Source organism: Klebsiella terrigena (genome assembly GCF_012029655.1).
Classification (GTDB): Bacteria; Pseudomonadota; Gammaproteobacteria; order Enterobacterales; family Enterobacteriaceae; genus Klebsiella; species Klebsiella terrigena.
The window spans coordinates 1,225,632-1,244,053 of the sequence record NZ_CP050508.1; the positions used below are offsets into that span (position 1 = coordinate 1,225,632).

Genomic DNA, 18,422 nt, shown 5'->3' on the forward strand with positions numbered 1-18,422 from the left:
GCTGCCCGGCATCACAAGGTTAAGGTGCGGCCCGCTATTTGTGCATCTCGGCAATATTGAAGATCTGCTCGAGCATCGGGTTAAAGACGAAGCCTTTGACCTCTTTGTTCATCGCCACCTGATAGTTCTTCTGGAACAGATAGACGTAGGCGGCCTCATCGATAACCGTTTTCTGCGCCGCCTGATAATCCGCGGTTCGCTGCCCCTGATCGGCGGTGGAGACCGCCTTCTTGAGCAGGGCGTCAACCTGCGGGTTCTCGTAGAATGAACGGTTGCCCGGCAGCCCTTTCTTATCCGACTCAAACCAGTAGTTCATGAACATATAGGGGTCGGCGAAATCCGGGCTCCAGTTGCCGATGGCGATGTCGTAATCCCCTTTGCCAATCCGCTCGCGCATGGTGGCGTTAGCCAGCTTTTCGAGCTTCACCGGGATGCCCAGCGCCTGCAGATTCGCCTGGGTGGAGAGGGCGATAGGTTCCCAGTTAGGGTCATTATCGGAGTAGAGGAACGACAGGGTTTTGGGCTTATCCGCCACTTTTTCCAGCGCGGCTTTGGCTTTGTCCATATCGAGGGAGTACTGCATGGCGCTGGCGTCATAGCCCCACATGCCGTCCGGGATCGGGCCGCGCATCTGCTTGCCGTTGCCGCCGAGGATGCCGTTGACCATCCCTTTATAGTCGGTGGCCCAGGAGACGGCGCGGCGGAGATCGACCTGATTCATCGGCGCCTTGCTGTTGTTGAGGTACAGGTAGGTCACCCGCAGCGCCGGATAGTCATACACCGTGACGCGATCCTCTTTCTTCAGCGCCGCGAACTGGTCTACCGGCAGCGCATCGGCAATATCCAGATCGCCCTTGGTCAGCTGCAGGCGGCGGGCGGAGCTTTCGCCGATAATCTTCACCGTGACCCGCTTAAAGACCGGCTTAATGCCGCTGTAGTGCGGGTTGGGCACCAGCACCAGCTGCTGGCCTTTCTGCCAGCGCTGCAGCATATAGGCGCCGGATCCGGCGGTATGCTCCGCCAGCCAGCCGCGGGCGTCGTCGGCGGCGTTGGCCTTCAGCACCGCCGGGTTGACGATCGACGCGCCGTCGTTGGCGAGAGTGTGCAGGAACGGGGCGAAAGGCTCCGGCAGGGTGAAGCGGACCGTAGTGGGATCGACGGCATCAATTTTCAGCCCGGTCGGGAAGGCTTCCGAAGGACCTTGCTTAATGCGCATCAGGCGTTCGAAAGAGAGCTTGACCGCCTCGGCCGTCACCGGCGAGCCGTCGGCAAACTGCATGCTTTTGTGCAGCGTAAAGGTCCAGGTTTTACCGTCATCGGAGACCTGCCAGCTCTCCGCCAGCTCGCCCTCGACGTCCGTCGAGCCTTTCCCGTCATCGGTTTTATATTTCACCAGCCGCTGATAGGCCGGGTAGGTGACCGTCCAGTCGTTGTTATCGATGGTCACGGCCGGATCGAGGGTCTGCGGGTCGGCGGCTTTACCGATCACCAGCATATCTTTGGGGACCGCGGCATAGGCCGGCGCAACGGCGGCAGCCAGCGCGACGGCCAGCAGCAGCGGACGAAAACCGGTTAAGGGGGTACGAATCATTTTCATGGAATTACTCCGTCAGTCTTAGCGGGAGCCAGGCAGGCAAAAACATCATCAAGGAGCGGATAACCGGCCGCGTCCGGTAGTTCGAAGTGCCACCATTCCGTGGAAATACCCTTAAAGCCGCCGCCAAACATCACGGCGTTCAGCAGCAGGCGATGACGCTGAGCGGCGGGGGGAACCGCCGGGTGGTAAGGGTGAGAGAGATCGTCCATCTCATCGAAGGCGGTGCCCATATCCAGCGGCTGGCCGCTTTCGTCGAGCAGCGTCACGTCGATAGCGGTGCCGCGGCTGTGGTTCGACCCCAGCGCTATCGGTACCACGTAATCCTGATTCGGACAGGCGTTCCACAGCAGCTGCTGAGCCTGCTGCGGACGATAGGCATCGAGAACCTGCAGATGCAGGCCTGCCAGCCGGGCGATGCGCAGAGACTTCTCCAGCGCCGCCGCCGCGTCCGGGTGCAGCAGGCAGCGGGCTTCGGCATAGATCGGCTGGCCGGTAATGTTATCGGCGCTGGCGTACTTGAGATCGATAGCCAGCGCCGGAAACCGCGCGCGGATATCGACCAGGGTGACTTGCTGATTCATCTGTTATTTCCTGTCCTGAAGCCTGGCGAGCAGGCGCTTATTCACGTTCAAATTGACCAAACTCCTGCTGCAGCGCCCGGTTCTCGGCCAGGCGCTGCGACAGCGACGGGCCGAGTCGCTCGACGACCGCCGAGAGCAGCAGGTTGAAAAGGCAGCCGATCGGTGCGAGCGAATCCCAAAAGTGGCCGGTATCGGTTTTAACCTGCAGCAGATCGAGCGGATAGTCGCGGGCCCACGGGCACCAGATATCGGTGACCAGCGCGGTGGCGATGCGCCGTTCGGCGGCCACCCGGCAGAACTGCCTGGCGGTGCTGGAGTAGGCGCGGGTATCGGTGATCACCACGTAGGGATGCTCATATTCAGAGTTCAGCGCCTCCAGCCAGCTGCCGGAGCTGCCGTCGGCGTAGGTCACCCGCGGACGCAGATATTCGAGGTGGCTAAAAAAGGCGTTGGCAAGACCGCGCGTGGACTGGATGCCGATCACAATCACCGCGTCGGCTCGCGCAATCCGCTCGCTGATGCGGGCGAAGGTCTCCTCCTGCGCCAGCTGGTAGACGTAGCGGATAGCGTCGAGCTCCATCTGCAGCGACAGGCTGGCGCGGTCGGGCTGCGCCTGCTGCTGCGCCCAGGAGTCGAGGCGATCGATGACGCCCCAGTGTCTATAGGGCACCGGCGCGCGATCCTTCAGGCTGTTTTTAACATCATCGAGGTTGCGGTAGCCCAGCTTGCGCAGATAGCGTCCGACGGTGATCCCGCTGGTGCCGGTTGCCTGAGCAATGCTGTCCGCGGTCTCAAAGGGGATATGCTGGCGATGGCTCAGCAGCCAGCTGCCGATGCGCTTTTCGCTAGGCGTAAGCTGGCTAAAGGTCGCCTCAATGGTGCGAAACAGCTCGTCGCTACTCTCGTTCATCCTGACCCCCGGTGATATTTGGCTCTCATAAACCATTCCGCTGTTACTCAGCTAACAAAGCACGATGCATGCCATCTATTACGGAACACCGTCGTTCCGCGGTATGACGGGGAAAAGGCTGGAGGCAGGCGAACTATGAGCGTAGATTTTCGCCAAAACATGCACAAAGAAGGTGCAACGTTTCCTGGTTGTGCATCACAAAAATAAAACATATGGTTAACAAAGTTGTCATTAATGCCGGCGACCGAAAAGAGAAAAACGGCGGGCATCGGGCGCGCACAATTAACATAACTGACTAATTAATAAGGATGATGGTATGAAGGTTAAGGTTTGTATTGCTCTGGCGCTGGCAAGCATTGCCTGCAGCAGCCTGGCACGTGATATGCAAACAATTCAGCACAGCGGCGAGCTGAAGGTCGGCGTGCCGGGAGATTACGCCCCGCTGGCGTTTCATAATGGCGTCGGCGAGCTGCTCGGTTATGACGTTGATATGGCAAAGGATCTTGGCGAGAAGCTGGGGCTGAAGGTGACGTTTGTGCAGACCAGCTGGCCGACGCTGTCGGGCGATCTGCAGGCCGATAAGTTTGATATCGCCATGGGCGGCGTCACCGAGACGCCGGAGCGGGCGAAAGATTTCGCCCTCAGCCATCCGGTGGTTGCCAACGGCAAAATTGCCCTCGCCAGCTGCATGGCGGCGCCGGCGCTGGGGAGCCTTGAAAAAATCGATCGCCCGAACGTGAAGGTGATCGTCAATCCAGGCGGCACCAACCAAAGCTACGTCGATGCGCATATTAAACATGCGCAGATTATCCGGGTGAAAAACAACGTCGATAACCTCGAAGCGCTGCGGCAGAAAACCGCCGACATGATGGTGACCGACCTGATTGAGGGCATCTATTATCAGAACAAAGAGCCCGGGGTCTTTTGCGTCGCCAACGAGCAGCCCTTCCCGGGAACCGCCAGCTTTAAGGTCTACATGATGAAAAAGGATAATCAGCCGCTGCTGGATAAGGTCAACCGCTGGCTGGATAGCCAGGATAAAAATGTGCTCAAGCAGAAGTGGAAAATTCACGAATAGGCGGTGGCGATTGTCTCGTTGCCGGGTAAAGTGGCTGTTTACACGCCGCGCAGGCGCGCAGCGAAACCGGATAACGAGAATTGATGAACGCTGAGATAACCCTGCCTGTCAGGCAACAGAACAACAATATTATCCGCCTGGCGACCGCCCAGGCGCTGGCGGGGGCCAACTCGGTGGTCTTTTACGCCACCGGGGCGATTGTCGGCAACGCCATTGCCCCGGATCGCGCCCTTGCCACGCTGCCGATCGCCATTTTCGTCCTCGGCATGGCGGCCTGTATTTTACCCTTTGGCGCCCTGGCCAGAAGGCGCGGGCGCCGGGCGGTATTTATGCTGGGCACCGGCGCCGGCGTTCTCACCGGCCTGCTGGCCGCTCTGGCGGTGGTGACCGGCTCCTTCTGGCTCTTCTGCGTGGCGGCATTTTTGGGCGGTGCCTACGCGGCGGTGGCGGTCTCGTTTCGCTTTGCCGCCACGGATGGCGTTGGCGCCGAGCGTCGCGCCCGGGCGCTGTCGCTGGTGATGGGCGGCGGCGTGGCCGCCGGGGTGATTGGCCCGATGCTGGTGACCGGGACGATGAACCTGTGGCCGGCGCATACCTTCGCCATGACCTTTCTTGCCCAGGGCGCGGTGGCGGCGGTTTCGGCGCTGGTGCTGCTGGGGGTCACGTCCGCAGAGCCGGTGGCCCAGGCGAAGAGCGGCGGCCGTCCGCTCGGGGAGATCGTGCGCCAGCCGGGTTTTGCCCGCACGGTATTCAGCGGGGCGGTGGCCTATATGGTGATGAACTTCCTGATGACCGCCGCGCCGCTCTCCATGCATCTGCACGGTATTTCTCAGCAGGCGTCGAACCTTGGCATTCAGTGGCACGTGGTGGCGATGTACGGCCCCGGCTTTTTTACCGGCAGGCTTATCACCCGCTTCGGCGCCAGGCGTATTAACGCGGCGGGGCTAGCGCTACTCGCGCTGTCGGTGCTGGTCGGGCTGGCCGGCACCGAGGTGATGCACTACTGGGTATCGCTCATTCTGCTGGGCATCGGCTGGAACTTCGGCTTCACCGGCGCTTCGACGCAGATTATGGATTTCCACCGTCCGGAAGAGAAAACCCAGGTGCAGTCGCTGAACGACTTTATCGTCTTCGGCGTGATGATGGTGGGGGCGTTCGCCTCTGGCGCGCTGATGAACCTCTTCGGCTGGAACGCCGTGCTCTGGGGCTCGCTGGTGCCGGTGATGGTCGCCCTGGCGGCACTATTGTTCGGCGTGCGCGCTCGGCGCCAACGCTAAAGCGGGGCGGTCAGGGCGATGCGCCCCGGCTCCAGCTTGATAATGCGGTCAGCGAGGTGAAAGTTGCGATCGTCGTGGGTGAGGGCGACGATGGTTTTGCCCTCGGCCTTCAGCATCGGCAGGCGCTCAAGATAAAACAGCGCCAACAATAGCGGGCGATCGCCCTCCTGCCGATCGGCGGAAGGGCGTCGCGCTATCAGACGATATCGTCCACCACGCCGCCGTCAACGCGCAGCGCCGCACCCGAGGTCGCCGAGGCCTGGGTCGAGCAGACGTACACCACCATATTCGCCACCTCTTCCACCGACGCCGCGCGCTGAATCACCGACGCGGGGCGGTGGGCCATGACAAACTCTTTCGCCAGCTGCTCCAGCGGTTTTCCGGTCCTGGCGACCTCGTCCTTCATCATTTCGGCAAAGCCGTCGGACAGGGTGGGGCCCGGCAGCACGCTGTTGACGGTGACGCCGCTGCCGGCGACGTATTTCGCCAGCCCGCGCGCCAGCGACAGCTGGGCGGTTTTGGTCACCCCGTAGTGGATCATGTCCGCCGGCACGTTGCGCGCCGATTCGGAAGAGATAAACACCACCCGACCCCAGCCTTTTTGCACCATCCCCGGCAGCAGCGCCCGCGATAAGCGCACGCCGGACATCACGTTGGTCTGCCAGTAGTTTTCCCAGGTTTCGTCATCGGTTTCATAGAAATCCTGCGGGCCATAGATGCCGGCGTTGTTGACCAGAATATCGATGCCGACCAGCGCCTGCAGCAGCTGATTCACGCCCTGGGCGCCGCTCAGATCGGCCACCGCCGGACGCGCGCTGGCGCCCGGGACTTCATTTTGCAACCGGGCGATGGCCTCGTTAACGCTGCGCTCGCTGCGTCCGTTAATCACCACCTCCGCGCCGCTCTCCGCCAGCCCTTTGGCGATGGCAAAGCCAATCCCCGCGGTTGATGCGGTCACCAGCGCGACCTTCCCCGATAAATCAATCTTCATAACCCTGGCCTTAATGTGTAAGCAACAGACCATTAAGCGTAGCAGCTGACGCCGGCGCAGGGCGGGGAGAGAGGTTGCAAGGTGTTAATAGCCCATCTGCTTATCGACCAGATTTTTCAGCGGCAGCGCCTGCTGCTGGCGCTGAATATTTTCCAGCAGCTGGCGGGCGATCACCTGCGCCGGGGCGATGGAGGCGATATGCGGGGTGATGACCACCCGCGGATGCGACCACAGCGGGTCGGCGTCCGGCAGCGGTTCGACCGGGAAGACGTCCAGCAGCGCGCCCGCCAGCCGGCCGCTGTCCAGCGCCTGCAGCACGTCGTGATTCACCATATGCTCGCCGCGCCCGCAGTTGATCAGCACCGTGCCTTCCGGGAGCTGGTCGAGCAGGGGCCGCGCGAGGATGCCGCGAGTCTGCTCGGTAAGCGGCAGGACGTTGATCAGCGCGTCCAGCTCGCCGAGGAAGCCGGCGGCCTGCGCATCGCCGTGGTAGCATTGCACGCCCGCCAGGCGCTTTTCGCTCCGCGCCCAGCCGGAGACGCGGTACCCCAGCCCGGCAAGGCGGGTAGCGATGTAGCCGCCGATTTCACCGAGCCCCATCACCCCGACGCGAAAATCGGCGGCGGCCCGCTGCGGGTAGGCCTGCCACACCCGCTCGCGCTGATGCGCCAGCGCGCGGTCAAAGTGGCGCTGAAACCACAGCACGCCCCACAGCGCGTATTCGAACATCCCGTGACGAAAATCTTCATCCACCACCCGGCATAGCGGCACCTGGCTGGCGAACACTGATTCTGGAAGGTGGTCAACCCCGGCCGAGGCGGCCTGGATAAGCTTTAGCCCCGGCGAGCGGGCCAGCAGCTGAGGGTCGGGAAACCAGCAGCTGGCATACTCCGCGCGCCCTGCCGCCGGATGGTCGGGCAGGACCGCCGTGACGTGGGGAAAAAGGCGCAGCGCGTCGCAAATCTCGCGGGCGTAGTTTGGGTCATTGCAGTCGACAACGATAGTCAGGTTAGGCATAGGCATTACTCTTGATAAGCGGTGTCGAGGTGGTTAAGGCGGCGCAGCCACGCCTGCCAGACCTGCTGACGCTCGTGCTCCACGCCCATCAGCTGTTCGCAGGCGTGCTGGCTCAGGTGCACCGGGATGTGGTGAATCGGGCTGAGCGGGGCGAGCTGGGCGGTCGCCATCTGAATTTCGCAGGCGCGGTTGAGGTAGTACATGATGTAAAACGCATCGGCGACGGTGCGCCCGACCGACAGCAGGCCGTGGCTCTGCAAAATCATGGCGATATTATCCCCCAGCGAGCGCTGAATGCGCGCGCGTTCGTCGAGGTCAAACGCCACCCCTTCATACGGGTGATAGCCGACGCGCTGATAAAACTCGGTGCTGATCTGGTTGAGCTGCAGCAGGCCGTCCTGGCAGGCGGCGACCGCCATGCCCGGCAGCGTATGGGTGTGGATCACGCAGTGGGCATCCTCCCGTGCCATATGCACCGCGCTGTGGATGGTAAAACCGGCCGAGTTCGCCGGGGCGGAGCCTTCCACCACCTTGCCCTGCATATCGACGACAATCAGATTGCTGGCGGTCACCTCGTCGAACATCATGCCGAACGGGTTAATCAGAAAGCGCGGCTCGCCGTCGCCGGGCAGGCGCACGGAAAAGTGGGTATAGAGGGTATCTTCCCAGCCAAACAGCGCCGCCAGGCGGTAGGCGGCGGCCAGATCCTGGCGCAGTTCACGTTCAGTAGCCATTTATTGTACTCCCATAAATTCACGGATGCGGGTCAGCCCCGGATCGCTGGCGCCGTCACGGATGCGCGGTGGCGGCACGTCGCTCACCACCACGCCGTTCTCCATCATCACCACCCGGTCGGAAATGGATAACGCGAAGTCCATCTCATGGGTGACGATCAGCATCGTCATCCCTTCGCGGGCGAGAGACTGAATCACCTTCAGCACTTCACCGACCAGCTCAGGGTCCAGCGCCGAGGTGGGTTCGTCAAACAGCATGATGTCCGGTTTTAAGGCCAGCGCCCTGGCGATGGCAACGCGCTGCTGCTGTCCGCCGGAGAGCTGCCAGGGGTATTTTTCGCCATGGGCCAGCAGCCCGACGCGGTCCAGCAGATAGAGGGCCTGCTCTTTTGCCACGCGGCGATCGACCAGCTTGTGATACAGCGGGGCGAGCATCACGTTGTCGAGCACCGTGCGGTGGGGAAAGAGGTTGAAGCTCTGGAAAACCATGCCGATACGGCGCACGCCGGCGCGCATCTGCGGCTTATCGACGATCGCCGCGCCTTTCAGGTAATCCTCGCCGTAGAGAATAATCTCCCCGCCATCGAGACTTTCCAGGGCGTTGATGGTGCGGATAAGGGTGGTTTTGCCCGACCCGGATGGCCCGATGATGCTGATGACCTCGCCGTTATCGACCTTCAAATCGATGCCTTTCAGCACCTGATGCTGGCCCCAGGATTTTTCGATCGCCCGCAGATCGAGAGCCGGTGGGCTGCCGCTGGTGGGTTCGGCCTTCGCCGCCTGCGGCGGCGCTTTCAGGCTCTGGCGCAGGGCCTCGCATTCGGCGTCGTTGAAGGTTTGCGGGCGCTTTTGCTGAATATCGAGCCGGTTTTCCAGCGCCCGGAACAGCCAGGTAAACAGCGTTACCACCATCACGTAGTAGACCGCCACCGCCAGCAGGGTCTCCATCACGAGGAAGTTCTGCGCGTACAGACGCTGGCCGGTAAGCAGCAGCTCCGGTAGCGAGATCACCGACAAAATCGAGCTGAGCTTAATGATGGTGATGTATTCATTAATCAACGTGGGCAGCGAAATGCGGAACGCCTGCGGGATAATAATCAGGCGCTGAATGCCGATAAAGCTGAAGCTTAAGGCGTGGCCGGCTTCGCTTTGTCCCTTCGCCACTGAGATTAATCCGCCGCGATGAATCTCCGCCATATAGGCCGCCTCGGTGACGGTCATCGAGACCAGGCCGGCAATAAACGGCACCCCGAGCAGCGGCTGGGTCAGCGGAAAGAGCTGCGGCAGGTTATAGACAAACACCAGCAGCACCATCAACGGCACGCTGCGGAAAAACCAAATATAGAGTTCGACGGGAACCTTCAGCCAGCGCGGGCCGGAGAGCTTCGCGCAGGCTAAAAGAAAACCTAATACCAGGCCAATAAACCATGACAATGAACTGACGACGATGACGGTAACGCACGCCTGCCAGAATGCCCCAATGCTAAATAACGAGAAAAAGTATCCCCAATCGAACTCCATACCGACTCCTGTTGCGCATTGGCTTAAGCGTATTTAATCGATGCGTTCTAAGTTGTATTTCTTGATGATGGCGTCATATTTGCCGTTGGCTTTTAAGGTGGCTAACGTCGATTTAATCGCCTCCACCAGTTCGCTATTGCCTTTGCTGACGTAAATCCCCAGCGGCAGGGGGTAGACCAGGCGGGTGGAGCTAATCGCCAGCCGTCCGCGGCTCTTGTCGACAAGAATTTGCGCCGCCGGAGCGATCTCTAACTGCGCGCTAATATTTTTCGATATCAGGGCCTGGGAGACTTCCGGGGCGGTCGGGAACTCCTGAATGCTGATGGCCGGTTTGCCGTTTTTCAGGCAGTACTCGTCGGAGTGATTCTTCAGGCTGGCGACCCAGCTGGTGCCCTGCTGCAGCCCCACCTTGACGCCGCACAGCTCGTCTTCCGTTTTCGGCTGAATCTCGCCGCTCTTCAGGGCGATAATTGACGCGCCGGAGAGGGCGTAAGGTACCGCGTCGGCCTGCTTAAGGCGCTCCGGCGTGATGTACATCCCGGAGATCACCGCGTCATATTTCTTGCCAATCCCTAAGATCAGGCTGGTGAATTTGGTATCGATCAGCTGCGGTTTGGCCTTCAGGTGCTCGGCAATCAGCGCGGCGAACTCCGGGTCGAGGCCGACGATATTGTTATTGCTGTCGTAAGATTCAAACGGCGGATAGGTCACCTCCATCCCGACTTTAAATACGCCGTCCGTCAGCAGCTCTGCGGCCTGGGTCAGCGGAGAGAAGCAGGCGGCGATGGCGATGCCCACCGCCACGCGGCGCGAGAGCTTATGGATCGTTTTTTTCATCATGTATCCTCACGGGTTAGTAACGGTTTTTTGCTGGGCTTGTTTTTTCAGATGACCAAAGGTGTTGGTGCCTCGGGCGCGTTCCGGGAGCTGCAGCTCGCCTTTGTTGACCTTCTCGCGCAGGTAGCGATAGGTCTGCAGCGCCTGGCTCCACATATGCTCGCCAATGCTCAGCTCCTGGTAGTCGCTGGCCTCTCCGGCGGTTAAAAAGCTGGGCAGCGGGCGGATCAGGGTGTGGTAATCGCAGGCGAAGAACAGCGGGAAGGAGTAGCGCTCCTGCGGCACCTTGCGGACACGGTGGGCTGTAGCAACAAATGTGCCAGCGCTTAACACTTCCAGCATGTCGCCGATATTGATAACGAAAGCCTCTTCTCCGGCAGCGCTCTTCGCCGGCGGTGCGTCGATCCAGGCGCTATCTTCATTCAGCACCTCAAGGCCCGGCTGGTCGGCGAGCAGCAGGGTGAAGCACTCGTAATCGGTGTGTGCACCAATACCGGGAACGTCTTCGGCGCTGGCGTCAAAGGGGTAGTGGATCAGGCGCAGCTTCGACGGCGGGCAGGTCACCATCGCCTTGAAATAGCCTTCCGGCAGGCCAAGGGCGAGGGCGAAGGCGTCAAACAGGCGATGGCCGAGTGCAAATACCGCTTCATAGTAGGCCAGCACCCGGGACTGAAACTCGGGCAGCTGCGGCCACTCGTTGGCGCCAATCAGCGGCGTTCCGGCCAGCACGAACGGGTGGTCATCCGCGGCCTGAAAGCCAATATCAAACGCTTCTTTGTGGTCCGGCTTGCCGGAGCCGTAGATCTCTTCCCCTTCCGGGACGTAGCCTTTATGGCTGCGGGAGTGGCCGATGTAGTACTGCATCTTTTGATCCATCGGCAGGGCGAAGAGCCGTTTGGCTGCCGTGCGGATCCCGGCGATCAGCTCGGGGGCAATGCCGTGGCCGGTGATGTAGAAAAAACCGACTTCCCGCGCCGCTTTGCCGATGGTGTCGGCGACGGCCTGGCGCTTCGCCAGACTGTCGCTGGCCAGGTCGCTGATATCGATGGTCGGTAACTCGGTGAAAGAACTTTTTGCGACGTTCATGGCTGCGGATCCTTTTCGGTTAGCGATAAAAACTCGGCAAAATGCTGCTGTTCATGTTCCGCCATCCACGCATTCAGCGACCACAGATCGGCCACCGGAACGTTGGTAAACGGCAGGTGGTGCAGATAGCCGTCGGGGCCAAACTCGGGGGTCAGCGTGGTCTGCTGATATCCGCGCCGGCGCTGCGACTGCCAGATCTGCTGCCAGAAGCGCTGCTGAAACTGCAGCGCGGCCTGATATTCCGGCGCCGCCGGATGCGGCACCTGCGGCCCCTGGTCGTAGCCGGCGCGGGCCTGAACGTGGTGCACGCGGTCGATAAAGGCGCTGAAATCATCGCAGGGGTCATCCAGCAGACGCTCGCTCACCACAATCCAGTGGCTGATATCGGCGGTAAAGCGCAGCTGCGGCAGCTGCTGGATAATCTCGAGGGTCAGCCACGGGCTATACAGCGAGGTGGCGCGATGGGTTTCAAAGCTGCAGGTCACCTCACAGTCGGCGGCCAGCTCGTGGGCCCGGCCGAGAAAATCCACCTGCTGCGCCAGCGGCCAGCGGTCGTTGCCGGCCAGCAGATTGACAAAGCGCGGGTTCAGCGACTTCGCCTCGGCAAAGCGGCTTTTTAAGCGCTCCAGATGCTGATCCGGCGTCTCGGCCTGCGCCGGGATCACGCTGCCGCCGCTGAAGAGGATGGCGATATACTCCAGTTCGGACTCCTGCAGGCGCCGGGCCAGCGTCTGCCGCTCGTCGGCGCTCGGCGGAACCCGCGCCTCGATGCCGCAGCAGCCGACGCTTTTTAGCTCGCTGAGGGTCTGCTGCCACGGGGTGGTCACGCCCCAGAGGGTGCGAAAAACCTTGAGCTGCAGGGTGGGCTGGGCGGTTGGCTGCATTCTGAATCTCCTATGGATATTTCACGCCCGGCAGGACGCAGAGCATTTCATACAGCAGGTTGGCCGCCAGCTGGGAGGTATTGCCGCTGACGTCGTAGGGCGGAGAGACCTCAACCAGATCGCAGCCAATCAGGTCCAGGCCGCGGCAGCCGCGGACGATCTCCAGCGCCTGAATGGAGGTCAGGCCGCCGACTTCCGGCGTGCCGGTGCCGGGCGCCCAGATCGGGTCGAGGCTGTCGATATCGAAGCTGAGATAGACCGGGCCATCGCCCATCTGCTGGCGAACCTCGGCCATTAGCGGCGCCAGCGACCGGTGCCAGCACTGCTCCGCCTGTACCAGACGAAAGCCCTGATCGACCCCCCACTGGAAGTCGCCGGCGGCGTAGCCCTGCGCGCGCTGACCAATCTGCACCACCCGCTTGAGATCCAGCAGCCCCTCTTCGACGGCGCGGCGGAAGGTGGTTCCGTGGGCGATTTTCTCGCCGAACATCTCATCGTTGGTGTCGGTGTGGGCATCCACGTGAATCAGCCCCACCGGGCCGTGCTTTTTGGTCAGGGCGCGCAGAATTGGCAGGGTGATGGTGTGGTCTCCCCCGAGGGTCAGGGGAATGAGCGGGAAACTATTTAAAGCGGTGTAGTAATCCTCGATGATCTGCACCGATTTGAGCAGGCTGTAGGTATTTATCGGCACGTCGCCGATATCGGCCACCGACAGCGACTCAAAAGGCGCCGCGCCGGTTGCCATGTTGTAGGGGCGAATCATCACCGATTCGGTGCGAATATAGCGCGGCCCGTAGCGGGTACCGGAGCGCTGGGAGGTGCCGATATCCAGCGGGATGCCAACGAAAGCGGCATCAAGGCCCTGTAAATCTTCGATAAAAGGCAGGCGCATCATCGTTGCGCGGCCGCCGAAGCGCGGCATCTCGTTGCCACTCTGCGGTTGATGAAAGACGTTATCCATTTCAGCTCCTGAATCTGAGTCACCAATGCTCGATGAGGAGATAGTGCGAAAGATGTGCTGGACTTTAAATCGCCTGCTGTAAATACTTAGTTCATTTAATGGTGAACTAAGCATGCACAACGACGGCAGTCTCAACATTCGTCAGCTGCAGATTTTTGAGGCGGTGGCCCGCCTGGAAAGCTACGGCAGAGCCCAGCAGGAGCTGGGGATTTCGGTGTCGGCGATCAGCAACGCGATGTCCCAGCTGGAAGGTCAGCTCGGATTTAGCCTGTGCCAGCGCGGGCGCGGCGGCTTTGCTTTGACCGAGAAAGGCCAGCAGTTTTTACAGCAGTCGATTCGGGTACTGGGCGAGCTGAACGAGCTGGAGCGCCAGTCGGCGCTGCTGAAGGGCGAGCACAGCGGCACGATTTGCATCTCGACCCTCGACTCGATTGAAACCGAAACCGCGCTGTCGCTGCCGGTGGTGTTGCGCAGCTTCAGCGATAAGTTTCCTCACGTGCACATCAAACTGATTATCCGCACCCCGGCGGAGCAGCTGAACGGCGTGCTCAACAACCATATCGATCTGGCGATCGGCAGCTACAACTCCCAGGTGCATAACATCATCAGCGAGCCGCTCTATCGCGAGCAGCACTGGCTCTACTGCAGCGACCTGCACCCGATGTTCTTCAGCCGCCAGCTCGATAAAGAGCAGATCAGCCAGTGTCCGCTGGTAACCCGCAGCTACTGGAATACCAGCGATCTGCGGCGGCGCGGCTTCAGCAAAGGCAGCGCCACCGTGGAGACGGTCGATGCGCAGCTGCTGCTGATCCTCTCGGGGAAATATATCGGCTACCTGCCGGAGCACTACGCCTGGCCGTGGATCAAGGAGAACCGGCTGCGGGTGCTGCTGCCCAACGAGTTCGGCTTCCAGTCGCCGTTCTCGGCGATTTGCAAACGCGGGCGCAGCAACGAGCCCTATCTGAAAGAGTTTCGTAATTTACTCAAGAAGAATACCGTCGCCAGGCCGAAGTGGAACTACTAGAGGCCGGATCGGGCGCTGGCCGCGCCGAGGAAAAAGAGAAAGCTTCTGAGTACAGACATTAGCACCCCGTTATATATTGAAAAACAATATGGTAAGTGCCGTATTTATAACTTCCTCTTCACTTCGTGCGCCTTCTCCGCCGTTTTTAACCAATCGAGCTTTTTCCGCTCTGCCCGGCGACGTTCAGCGTCAGGGGGCCGTGCGGGGCGCGCGTTTACTGACCTAACAGCGCTTTGTACTGGCCTGTAAACTGCGGGGCGTTCCACGCGCCGTCAAAAAGGGTATAGGTGATATAGCCCTTGTTGAGCCAGCCGGAGTCGGTATCGTCCAGGGTTGGCGCGAGCGCCGCCGGGTTGAGGATCTGTTTCGCCTTGCCGTCGGCCGTCAGCTCATAGCCGATCTGCGGCGTCGGGAACGCTTCGTTATCGACGTAGCGCACGCCTTTGATCTCGGCTTTTGCCAGCGGCGGATAGTTAATGCTCAGCCCGGAACCTTTGGGTAAGAGGGGCGCGCCCGGGGTTCGTTTGGCGCTAAGGGTTTCGACTACGCCTACGACGTAATCGATCGACTCCGGCCAGTATTGATGCGTCGCCGGCCAGCCGTTTTTCATCTCCTCATCGCTAAAGATGTAGCCGATGCTGGCGGCGATCGCCGGGATGCCGTAGCGCACGGCGCGGGCGGCGGCGCTGACGGTACCGGAATTGACCTGCGCCATGCCGGTGTTGGGGCCGTCGTTCACGCCGGAGATAACCAGATCCGGCGGCGCGTCCTTCAGCAGGCCATGAAGCCCAAAGTCAACGGCGTCCGCCGGGGTGCCGGGGAAGCAGTAGCGCCTGTCGGCGACCTTTTGCAGGTCGAAGATCTTACCGGGTTTAAAGGTGATGGCGGAACCTATGCCGCTTTGGTTGGTGGCGGGGGCGACCATCCAGACGTCATAGCCTTTGGCTGCCAGTTTGTCCTGCAGCGAGGTGCTGCCCGGCGAGGCGCAGCCGTCGTCGTTGACGATGAGTATTTTCAGCGCGGGCCGGGCCGCCCCGGCGGAGAAGGCGACGGCGGAGAGCAGCGCGGCAGTAAGGATGATTTTTTTCACTTTGGATCCTTGTGTTTGATGGAAGGGCTGAATCGGACGCAAAAAAAAACCTAAGACTCCTGCCAGCAGCGCCGCTGCGACGGATATCTTAGGTTTTGCCTGCGTTCAGTAACAATCCCGGATAGCCACGAAAATACGCCAGGCGGCGGCTATCGTCCAGGCAAAGACTATTTTTTGTGAGCGGCTTCAATAAATAAAATCGTTATTAGCGAGGTTCCCGAACGGGCCTTTTGCAGCTGGATATGTTTATTCATGGGGCTTATTGGCTGATGCGAGAATATATAATGGAATATATGGCGTTGCCGCGGCTTAATCTGCGAGCGATCACATTTATTAATTTGCCATGCAAAAGTGTGTGGCGTTATTTCGCAAGGGTGATATGGTCGGCGTAATTGGATTGTTACTGTGTATACAGGCAAAACCTACGTTAGATAGCGAAAGCGGTGATTGTCACTTTCGTTATTGAGCGTGGTTTTTTTGTTTTTATTACAGATGTAAATAACGCAAGGATATAACATGAAAAGATGGCTATTAGCTTTAATCGCGGTGACCTGCAGCGTAGCCTGGTCTGCGGAAAATAAAGTTCAGGACGCCGATAACGATACCGTGAATATCTATTTTTCGCGCCACGGAAAAACGCTGCTTAATACCTTTGACCGCGTTCAGGGATGGGCCGATTCTCCGCTGACCGAGGAGGGACGGCGTGTGGCGCGCTATTTAGGCGCCGGGCTCAAGGGGATTAAATTCGACAGTTTCTACACCAGCGATGCCGGGCGGCAGCGCGAAACAATGGCGGTTATTATGACCCAGGCGGGGATCGCCGGGCTCTCGGCCGACCGAGCTGGCGGGCCTTCGTGAAGCGTTCTTCGGCGGGTTTGAGGGCGGCTTGAACCGGGATATGGCCGCCGCGGGAGCCCGCCAGCTGGGGCTTGCCGATGCAGCGGCGCTGTACCGGGAGATGAAAGCCGGAACGCTGTCGGTGCGCGATAGCCAGAACGCGCTTGCCAGCGCCGATCCCAGGGGGATGACGGAGAGCTACGACCAGGTGAAGCAGCGCGTTCAGGCGGCGCTGGCGACCATGCTTGCGCAGGCGAAAGCCAACGGCGATAAAAATATTCTGGCGATTTCGTCCGGTACGGCGATGCAGATAATGATCTCCGATCTCACCGACGACCCGGCGAAAAATAAGCCGTTAGCCAACGCGGCGGTGGTCAAAATTAGCTATCACAACGGCCGCTATTGGGTAGATGAGATCGGCTCGTTAAAATACGTTGAGGCAGGAAAGCAGGCGCTCGGCGAAAAATAAAATAACGCTTACCACACTCTTTTTGGGCCGCATCTCATTATTACCCGCCGTCGGTAAGGATGCGCTTCGGCCCGACTCTGGGGAATGCTATGAATCTGACTCGCGTTACCGCAGCGCTTATCTTTCTTAGCGCTTCGACAGCCGCCTGGAGCGGTAATAATAATGAAGATAATCAGCCTTCGATGCTAATGAACAACATTGTTAGTGAGCCTTTTTTCCGCGATTCGCACATGACCTTATCGTTAAAAAACTACTGGAAATATCTTAAGGAAGAGAACGACAATCCTAAGCGTGTACATAATGCATGGGGGCAGGGGATCGCCGTGGATTATCAGTCGGGTTATTTTAACGATATATTCGGCGCCGATATTATCTATTATGGCGCCGTTAAGCTGGGAGCCAGCGATTACTTTAACTCCCGCGGCGTGCTCTACAATAACGGTCCCGGCAATAGTAAACATAATGCCGAAGGCTTCTCTAAATTTGGCCAGCGTAATCTTAAGCTGAAGTACAGCGTCGCGGATATACAGCTTAACGCCCGCTGGGGCTGGCAGGTGCTGAAAAACTATGGCGTCATCTCGACCTCGACGCGGCTGTCGCCGACCACCTACTCCGGCTGGAGCGGCGCTCTGAGCTATGACGACCTGACGCTGCGCGGCGCGTACGTGGAAAGCTCCATGGCTCGCAACTCGCCGGATAAGACGCATTTCCAGACCAACGCCGGGCGCGAAATTAACCACCTGGCCAGCGGCGAGCTGCTGTGGAAAAGCCGCTATCTGGATCTGCAGTATGGCTATGGCGAAAGCGATAACTATCTGCGCCGCCAGCTGCTGTTTGCCAATCTCAGACCGCTAGCGCCGCTGAATATCGGCATGCAGATATACGCCACCCGCGCGCTTGATGAGTATCGCGCGATGCCCGCGAGCAAGCGCGACTTCGATGATAGCGCCCGGCATTTCGCCCTTGATGCCAGCTGGAAAGCGCAGCGCTGGAGCAGCAGGTGGGGCATCGGCTATACCGAGGCTAAAAAAGCGAACGAGGTGGGGTTTTACCCGCGGCATATGAGCAAAAACTCGCGCGGCACGTTTATCTCAATGGCTTCTGCGGGCGATGACTACATGCGCGACCGGGAGCTGGTGCTGGCGAATATCTCGGACTACCAGCTGACCCCGGAGCTGGCGATCGGCCTGGCCGGCAATATTGCCCAGTTTAGCTATCGGGGCAATCATGTGCGCAGCGGCGAAATTAGCGCTTTCAGCCGCTGGGTTTCTTCCGATCCGCGCTTTAAGAACCTGACGGTATGGCTGATGTTTGGCCCGGGCTGGTCGTACAAAAGCAGCGGAAAAACGCCGGTGCTGACCGACGGCCACTACACCCGAACCCACACTCTGGCTTCAGAAGCGATCGTTGAATATCGCTTCCGCCTGTTCTGATTAATTGAGGGCTTCATTTGCCGGGCTAAAAATCAGCCCGACGGATTACTGGCTCATGCTTAATATCGTGCGAATGTTGCGGGCGCTGGTGGCGA

Annotated in this window: 17 protein-coding genes and 1 pseudogene; 5 read left to right on the forward strand and 13 right to left on the reverse strand. The window is 59.9% G+C overall.

Translation table 11 applies throughout. The features are described 5' to 3' along the window. Positions 1–34: 34 nt before the first annotated feature. The 3 genes from HCK03_RS05885 to HCK03_RS05895 are packed head-to-tail and all read right to left on the reverse strand — an operon-like array spanning position 35 to position 3,088. Positions 35–1,591, reverse strand: a complete 1,557-nt coding sequence (locus HCK03_RS05885) for an ABC transporter substrate-binding protein (protein WP_041147723.1) — start codon at positions 1,589–1,591, stop codon at positions 35–37. 2 nt (positions 1,592–1,593) lie between these two features. Then, positions 1,594–2,178, reverse strand: a complete 585-nt coding sequence (ddpX, locus tag HCK03_RS05890; RefSeq protein ID WP_041146825.1) for a D-alanyl-D-alanine dipeptidase — start codon at positions 2,176–2,178, stop codon at positions 1,594–1,596. Between the two features lie 37 nt (positions 2,179–2,215). Beyond that, positions 2,216–3,088, reverse strand: a complete 873-nt coding sequence (locus tag HCK03_RS05895; protein WP_041146824.1) for a MurR/RpiR family transcriptional regulator — start codon at positions 3,086–3,088, stop codon at positions 2,216–2,218. Between the two features lie 316 nt (positions 3,089–3,404). Between HCK03_RS05895 and HCK03_RS05900 the strand changes: the two genes are divergently transcribed. Then, positions 3,405–4,166, forward strand: a complete 762-nt coding sequence (locus HCK03_RS05900; protein WP_143966578.1) for a transporter substrate-binding domain-containing protein — start codon at positions 3,405–3,407, stop codon at positions 4,164–4,166. An 83-nt stretch (positions 4,167–4,249) separates the two neighbouring features. Then, positions 4,250–5,443 (forward strand): MFS transporter, encoded by a 1,194-nt coding sequence (locus tag HCK03_RS05905; RefSeq protein WP_167691269.1) that lies wholly within the window; start codon positions 4,250–4,252, stop codon positions 5,441–5,443. Here HCK03_RS05905 and HCK03_RS05910 read toward each other — a convergent pair. The 9 genes from HCK03_RS05910 to speB form a co-directional block, all read right to left on the reverse strand. Next, positions 5,440–5,592, reverse strand: a complete 153-nt coding sequence (locus HCK03_RS05910; protein WP_167690983.1) for a hypothetical protein — start codon at positions 5,590–5,592, stop codon at positions 5,440–5,442. The genes HCK03_RS05905 and HCK03_RS05910 overlap by 4 nt on opposite strands. A 47-nt stretch (positions 5,593–5,639) precedes the next feature. After that, entirely contained in the window at positions 5,640–6,434 is a 795-nt protein-coding gene (locus tag HCK03_RS05915; protein WP_041146821.1) for an SDR family NAD(P)-dependent oxidoreductase, read from the reverse strand. An 84-nt stretch (positions 6,435–6,518) separates the two neighbouring features. Continuing rightward, complete coding sequence (locus tag HCK03_RS05920) at positions 6,519–7,451, reverse strand: 2-hydroxyacid dehydrogenase (protein ID WP_167691270.1); 933 nt, start codon at positions 7,449–7,451, stop codon at positions 6,519–6,521. A 5-nt stretch (positions 7,452–7,456) separates the two neighbouring features. Further along, positions 7,457–8,185: a class II aldolase/adducin family protein gene (locus HCK03_RS05925; protein WP_167691271.1), complete on the reverse strand. Its 729-nt coding sequence runs from the start codon at positions 8,183–8,185 to the stop codon at positions 7,457–7,459. Next, positions 8,186–9,706, reverse strand: coding sequence for an amino acid ABC transporter permease/ATP-binding protein (locus HCK03_RS05930; RefSeq protein WP_141335340.1), 1,521 nt, complete (start codon positions 9,704–9,706; stop codon positions 8,186–8,188). A 33-nt stretch (positions 9,707–9,739) separates the two neighbouring features. Further along, positions 9,740–10,543, reverse strand: coding sequence for an ABC transporter substrate-binding protein (locus HCK03_RS05935; protein ID WP_041146817.1), 804 nt, complete (start codon positions 10,541–10,543; stop codon positions 9,740–9,742). 9 nt (positions 10,544–10,552) lie between these two features. After that, a complete protein-coding gene (locus HCK03_RS05940) occupies positions 10,553–11,629 on the reverse strand; it encodes an isopenicillin N synthase family dioxygenase (protein ID WP_041146816.1) in 1,077 nt (358 codons plus the stop codon). After that, entirely contained in the window at positions 11,626–12,489 is an 864-nt protein-coding gene (locus HCK03_RS05945; RefSeq protein WP_115193899.1) for a sugar phosphate isomerase/epimerase family protein, read from the reverse strand. Before HCK03_RS05945 ends, HCK03_RS05940 begins: the two co-directional genes overlap by 4 nt. A 34-nt stretch (positions 12,490–12,523) precedes the next feature. After that, the gene (gene speB / locus HCK03_RS05950; RefSeq protein ID WP_041146815.1) at positions 12,524–13,474 is read right to left on the reverse strand and encodes an agmatinase; all 951 of its coding nucleotides are present in this window, start codon (positions 13,472–13,474) and stop codon (positions 12,524–12,526) included. A gap of 112 nt (positions 13,475–13,586) precedes the next feature. Between speB and HCK03_RS05955 the strand changes: the two genes are divergently transcribed. Further along, a complete protein-coding gene (locus HCK03_RS05955) occupies positions 13,587–14,498 on the forward strand; it encodes a LysR family transcriptional regulator (protein WP_041146814.1) in 912 nt (303 codons plus the stop codon). 214 nt (positions 14,499–14,712) lie between these two features. Here HCK03_RS05955 and surE read toward each other — a convergent pair whose 3' ends face one another. Then, the gene (gene surE / locus HCK03_RS05960) at positions 14,713–15,588 is read right to left on the reverse strand and encodes a 5'/3'-nucleotidase SurE (RefSeq protein ID WP_148251241.1); all 876 of its coding nucleotides are present in this window, start codon (positions 15,586–15,588) and stop codon (positions 14,713–14,715) included. A 516-nt stretch (positions 15,589–16,104) separates the two neighbouring features. On the opposite strand from surE, the pseudogene HCK03_RS26530 reads away from it, so the two are divergent. Continuing rightward, positions 16,105–16,894, forward strand: a pseudogene (locus tag HCK03_RS26530) (histidine phosphatase family protein). A 182-nt stretch (positions 16,895–17,076) separates the two neighbouring features. Next, a complete protein-coding gene (locus tag HCK03_RS05970; protein ID WP_407692385.1) occupies positions 17,077–18,327 on the forward strand; it encodes an OprD family outer membrane porin in 1,251 nt (416 codons plus the stop codon). Positions 18,328–18,422: the final 95 nt, after the last annotated feature.

Bases quoted from the DNA above. Each gene is read 5' to 3' on its own strand.
- HCK03_RS05955 (WP_041146814.1), top strand. From the start codon at position 13,587: ATGCACAACGACGGCAGTCTCAACATTCGTCAGCTGCAGATTTTTGAG.
- speB (WP_041146815.1), bottom strand. From the start codon at position 13,474: ATGGATAACGTCTTTCATCAACCGCAGAGTGGCAACGAGATGCCGCGC.
- HCK03_RS05930 (WP_141335340.1), bottom strand. From the start codon at position 9,706: ATGGAGTTCGATTGGGGATACTTTTTCTCGTTATTTAGCATTGGGGCA.
- HCK03_RS05905 (WP_167691269.1), top strand. From the start codon at position 4,250: ATGAACGCTGAGATAACCCTGCCTGTCAGGCAACAGAACAACAATATT.
- HCK03_RS05900 (WP_143966578.1), top strand. From the start codon at position 3,405: ATGAAGGTTAAGGTTTGTATTGCTCTGGCGCTGGCAAGCATTGCCTGC.
- HCK03_RS05885 (WP_041147723.1), bottom strand. From the start codon at position 1,591: ATGATTCGTACCCCCTTAACCGGTTTTCGTCCGCTGCTGCTGGCCGTC.
- HCK03_RS05940 (WP_041146816.1), bottom strand. From the start codon at position 11,629: ATGAACGTCGCAAAAAGTTCTTTCACCGAGTTACCGACCATCGATATC.
- HCK03_RS05895 (WP_041146824.1), bottom strand. From the start codon at position 3,088: ATGAACGAGAGTAGCGACGAGCTGTTTCGCACCATTGAGGCGACCTTT.
- HCK03_RS05925 (WP_167691271.1), bottom strand. From the start codon at position 8,185: ATGGCTACTGAACGTGAACTGCGCCAGGATCTGGCCGCCGCCTACCGC.
- HCK03_RS05920 (WP_167691270.1), bottom strand. From the start codon at position 7,451: ATGCCTAACCTGACTATCGTTGTCGACTGCAATGACCCAAACTACGCC.
- HCK03_RS05935 (WP_041146817.1), bottom strand. From the start codon at position 10,543: ATGAAAAAAACGATCCATAAGCTCTCGCGCCGCGTGGCGGTGGGCATC.
- HCK03_RS05915 (WP_041146821.1), bottom strand. From the start codon at position 6,434: ATGAAGATTGATTTATCGGGGAAGGTCGCGCTGGTGACCGCATCAACC.
- HCK03_RS05970 (WP_407692385.1), top strand. From the start codon at position 17,077: ATGCTAATGAACAACATTGTTAGTGAGCCTTTTTTCCGCGATTCGCAC.
- ddpX (WP_041146825.1), bottom strand. From the start codon at position 2,178: ATGAATCAGCAAGTCACCCTGGTCGATATCCGCGCGCGGTTTCCGGCG.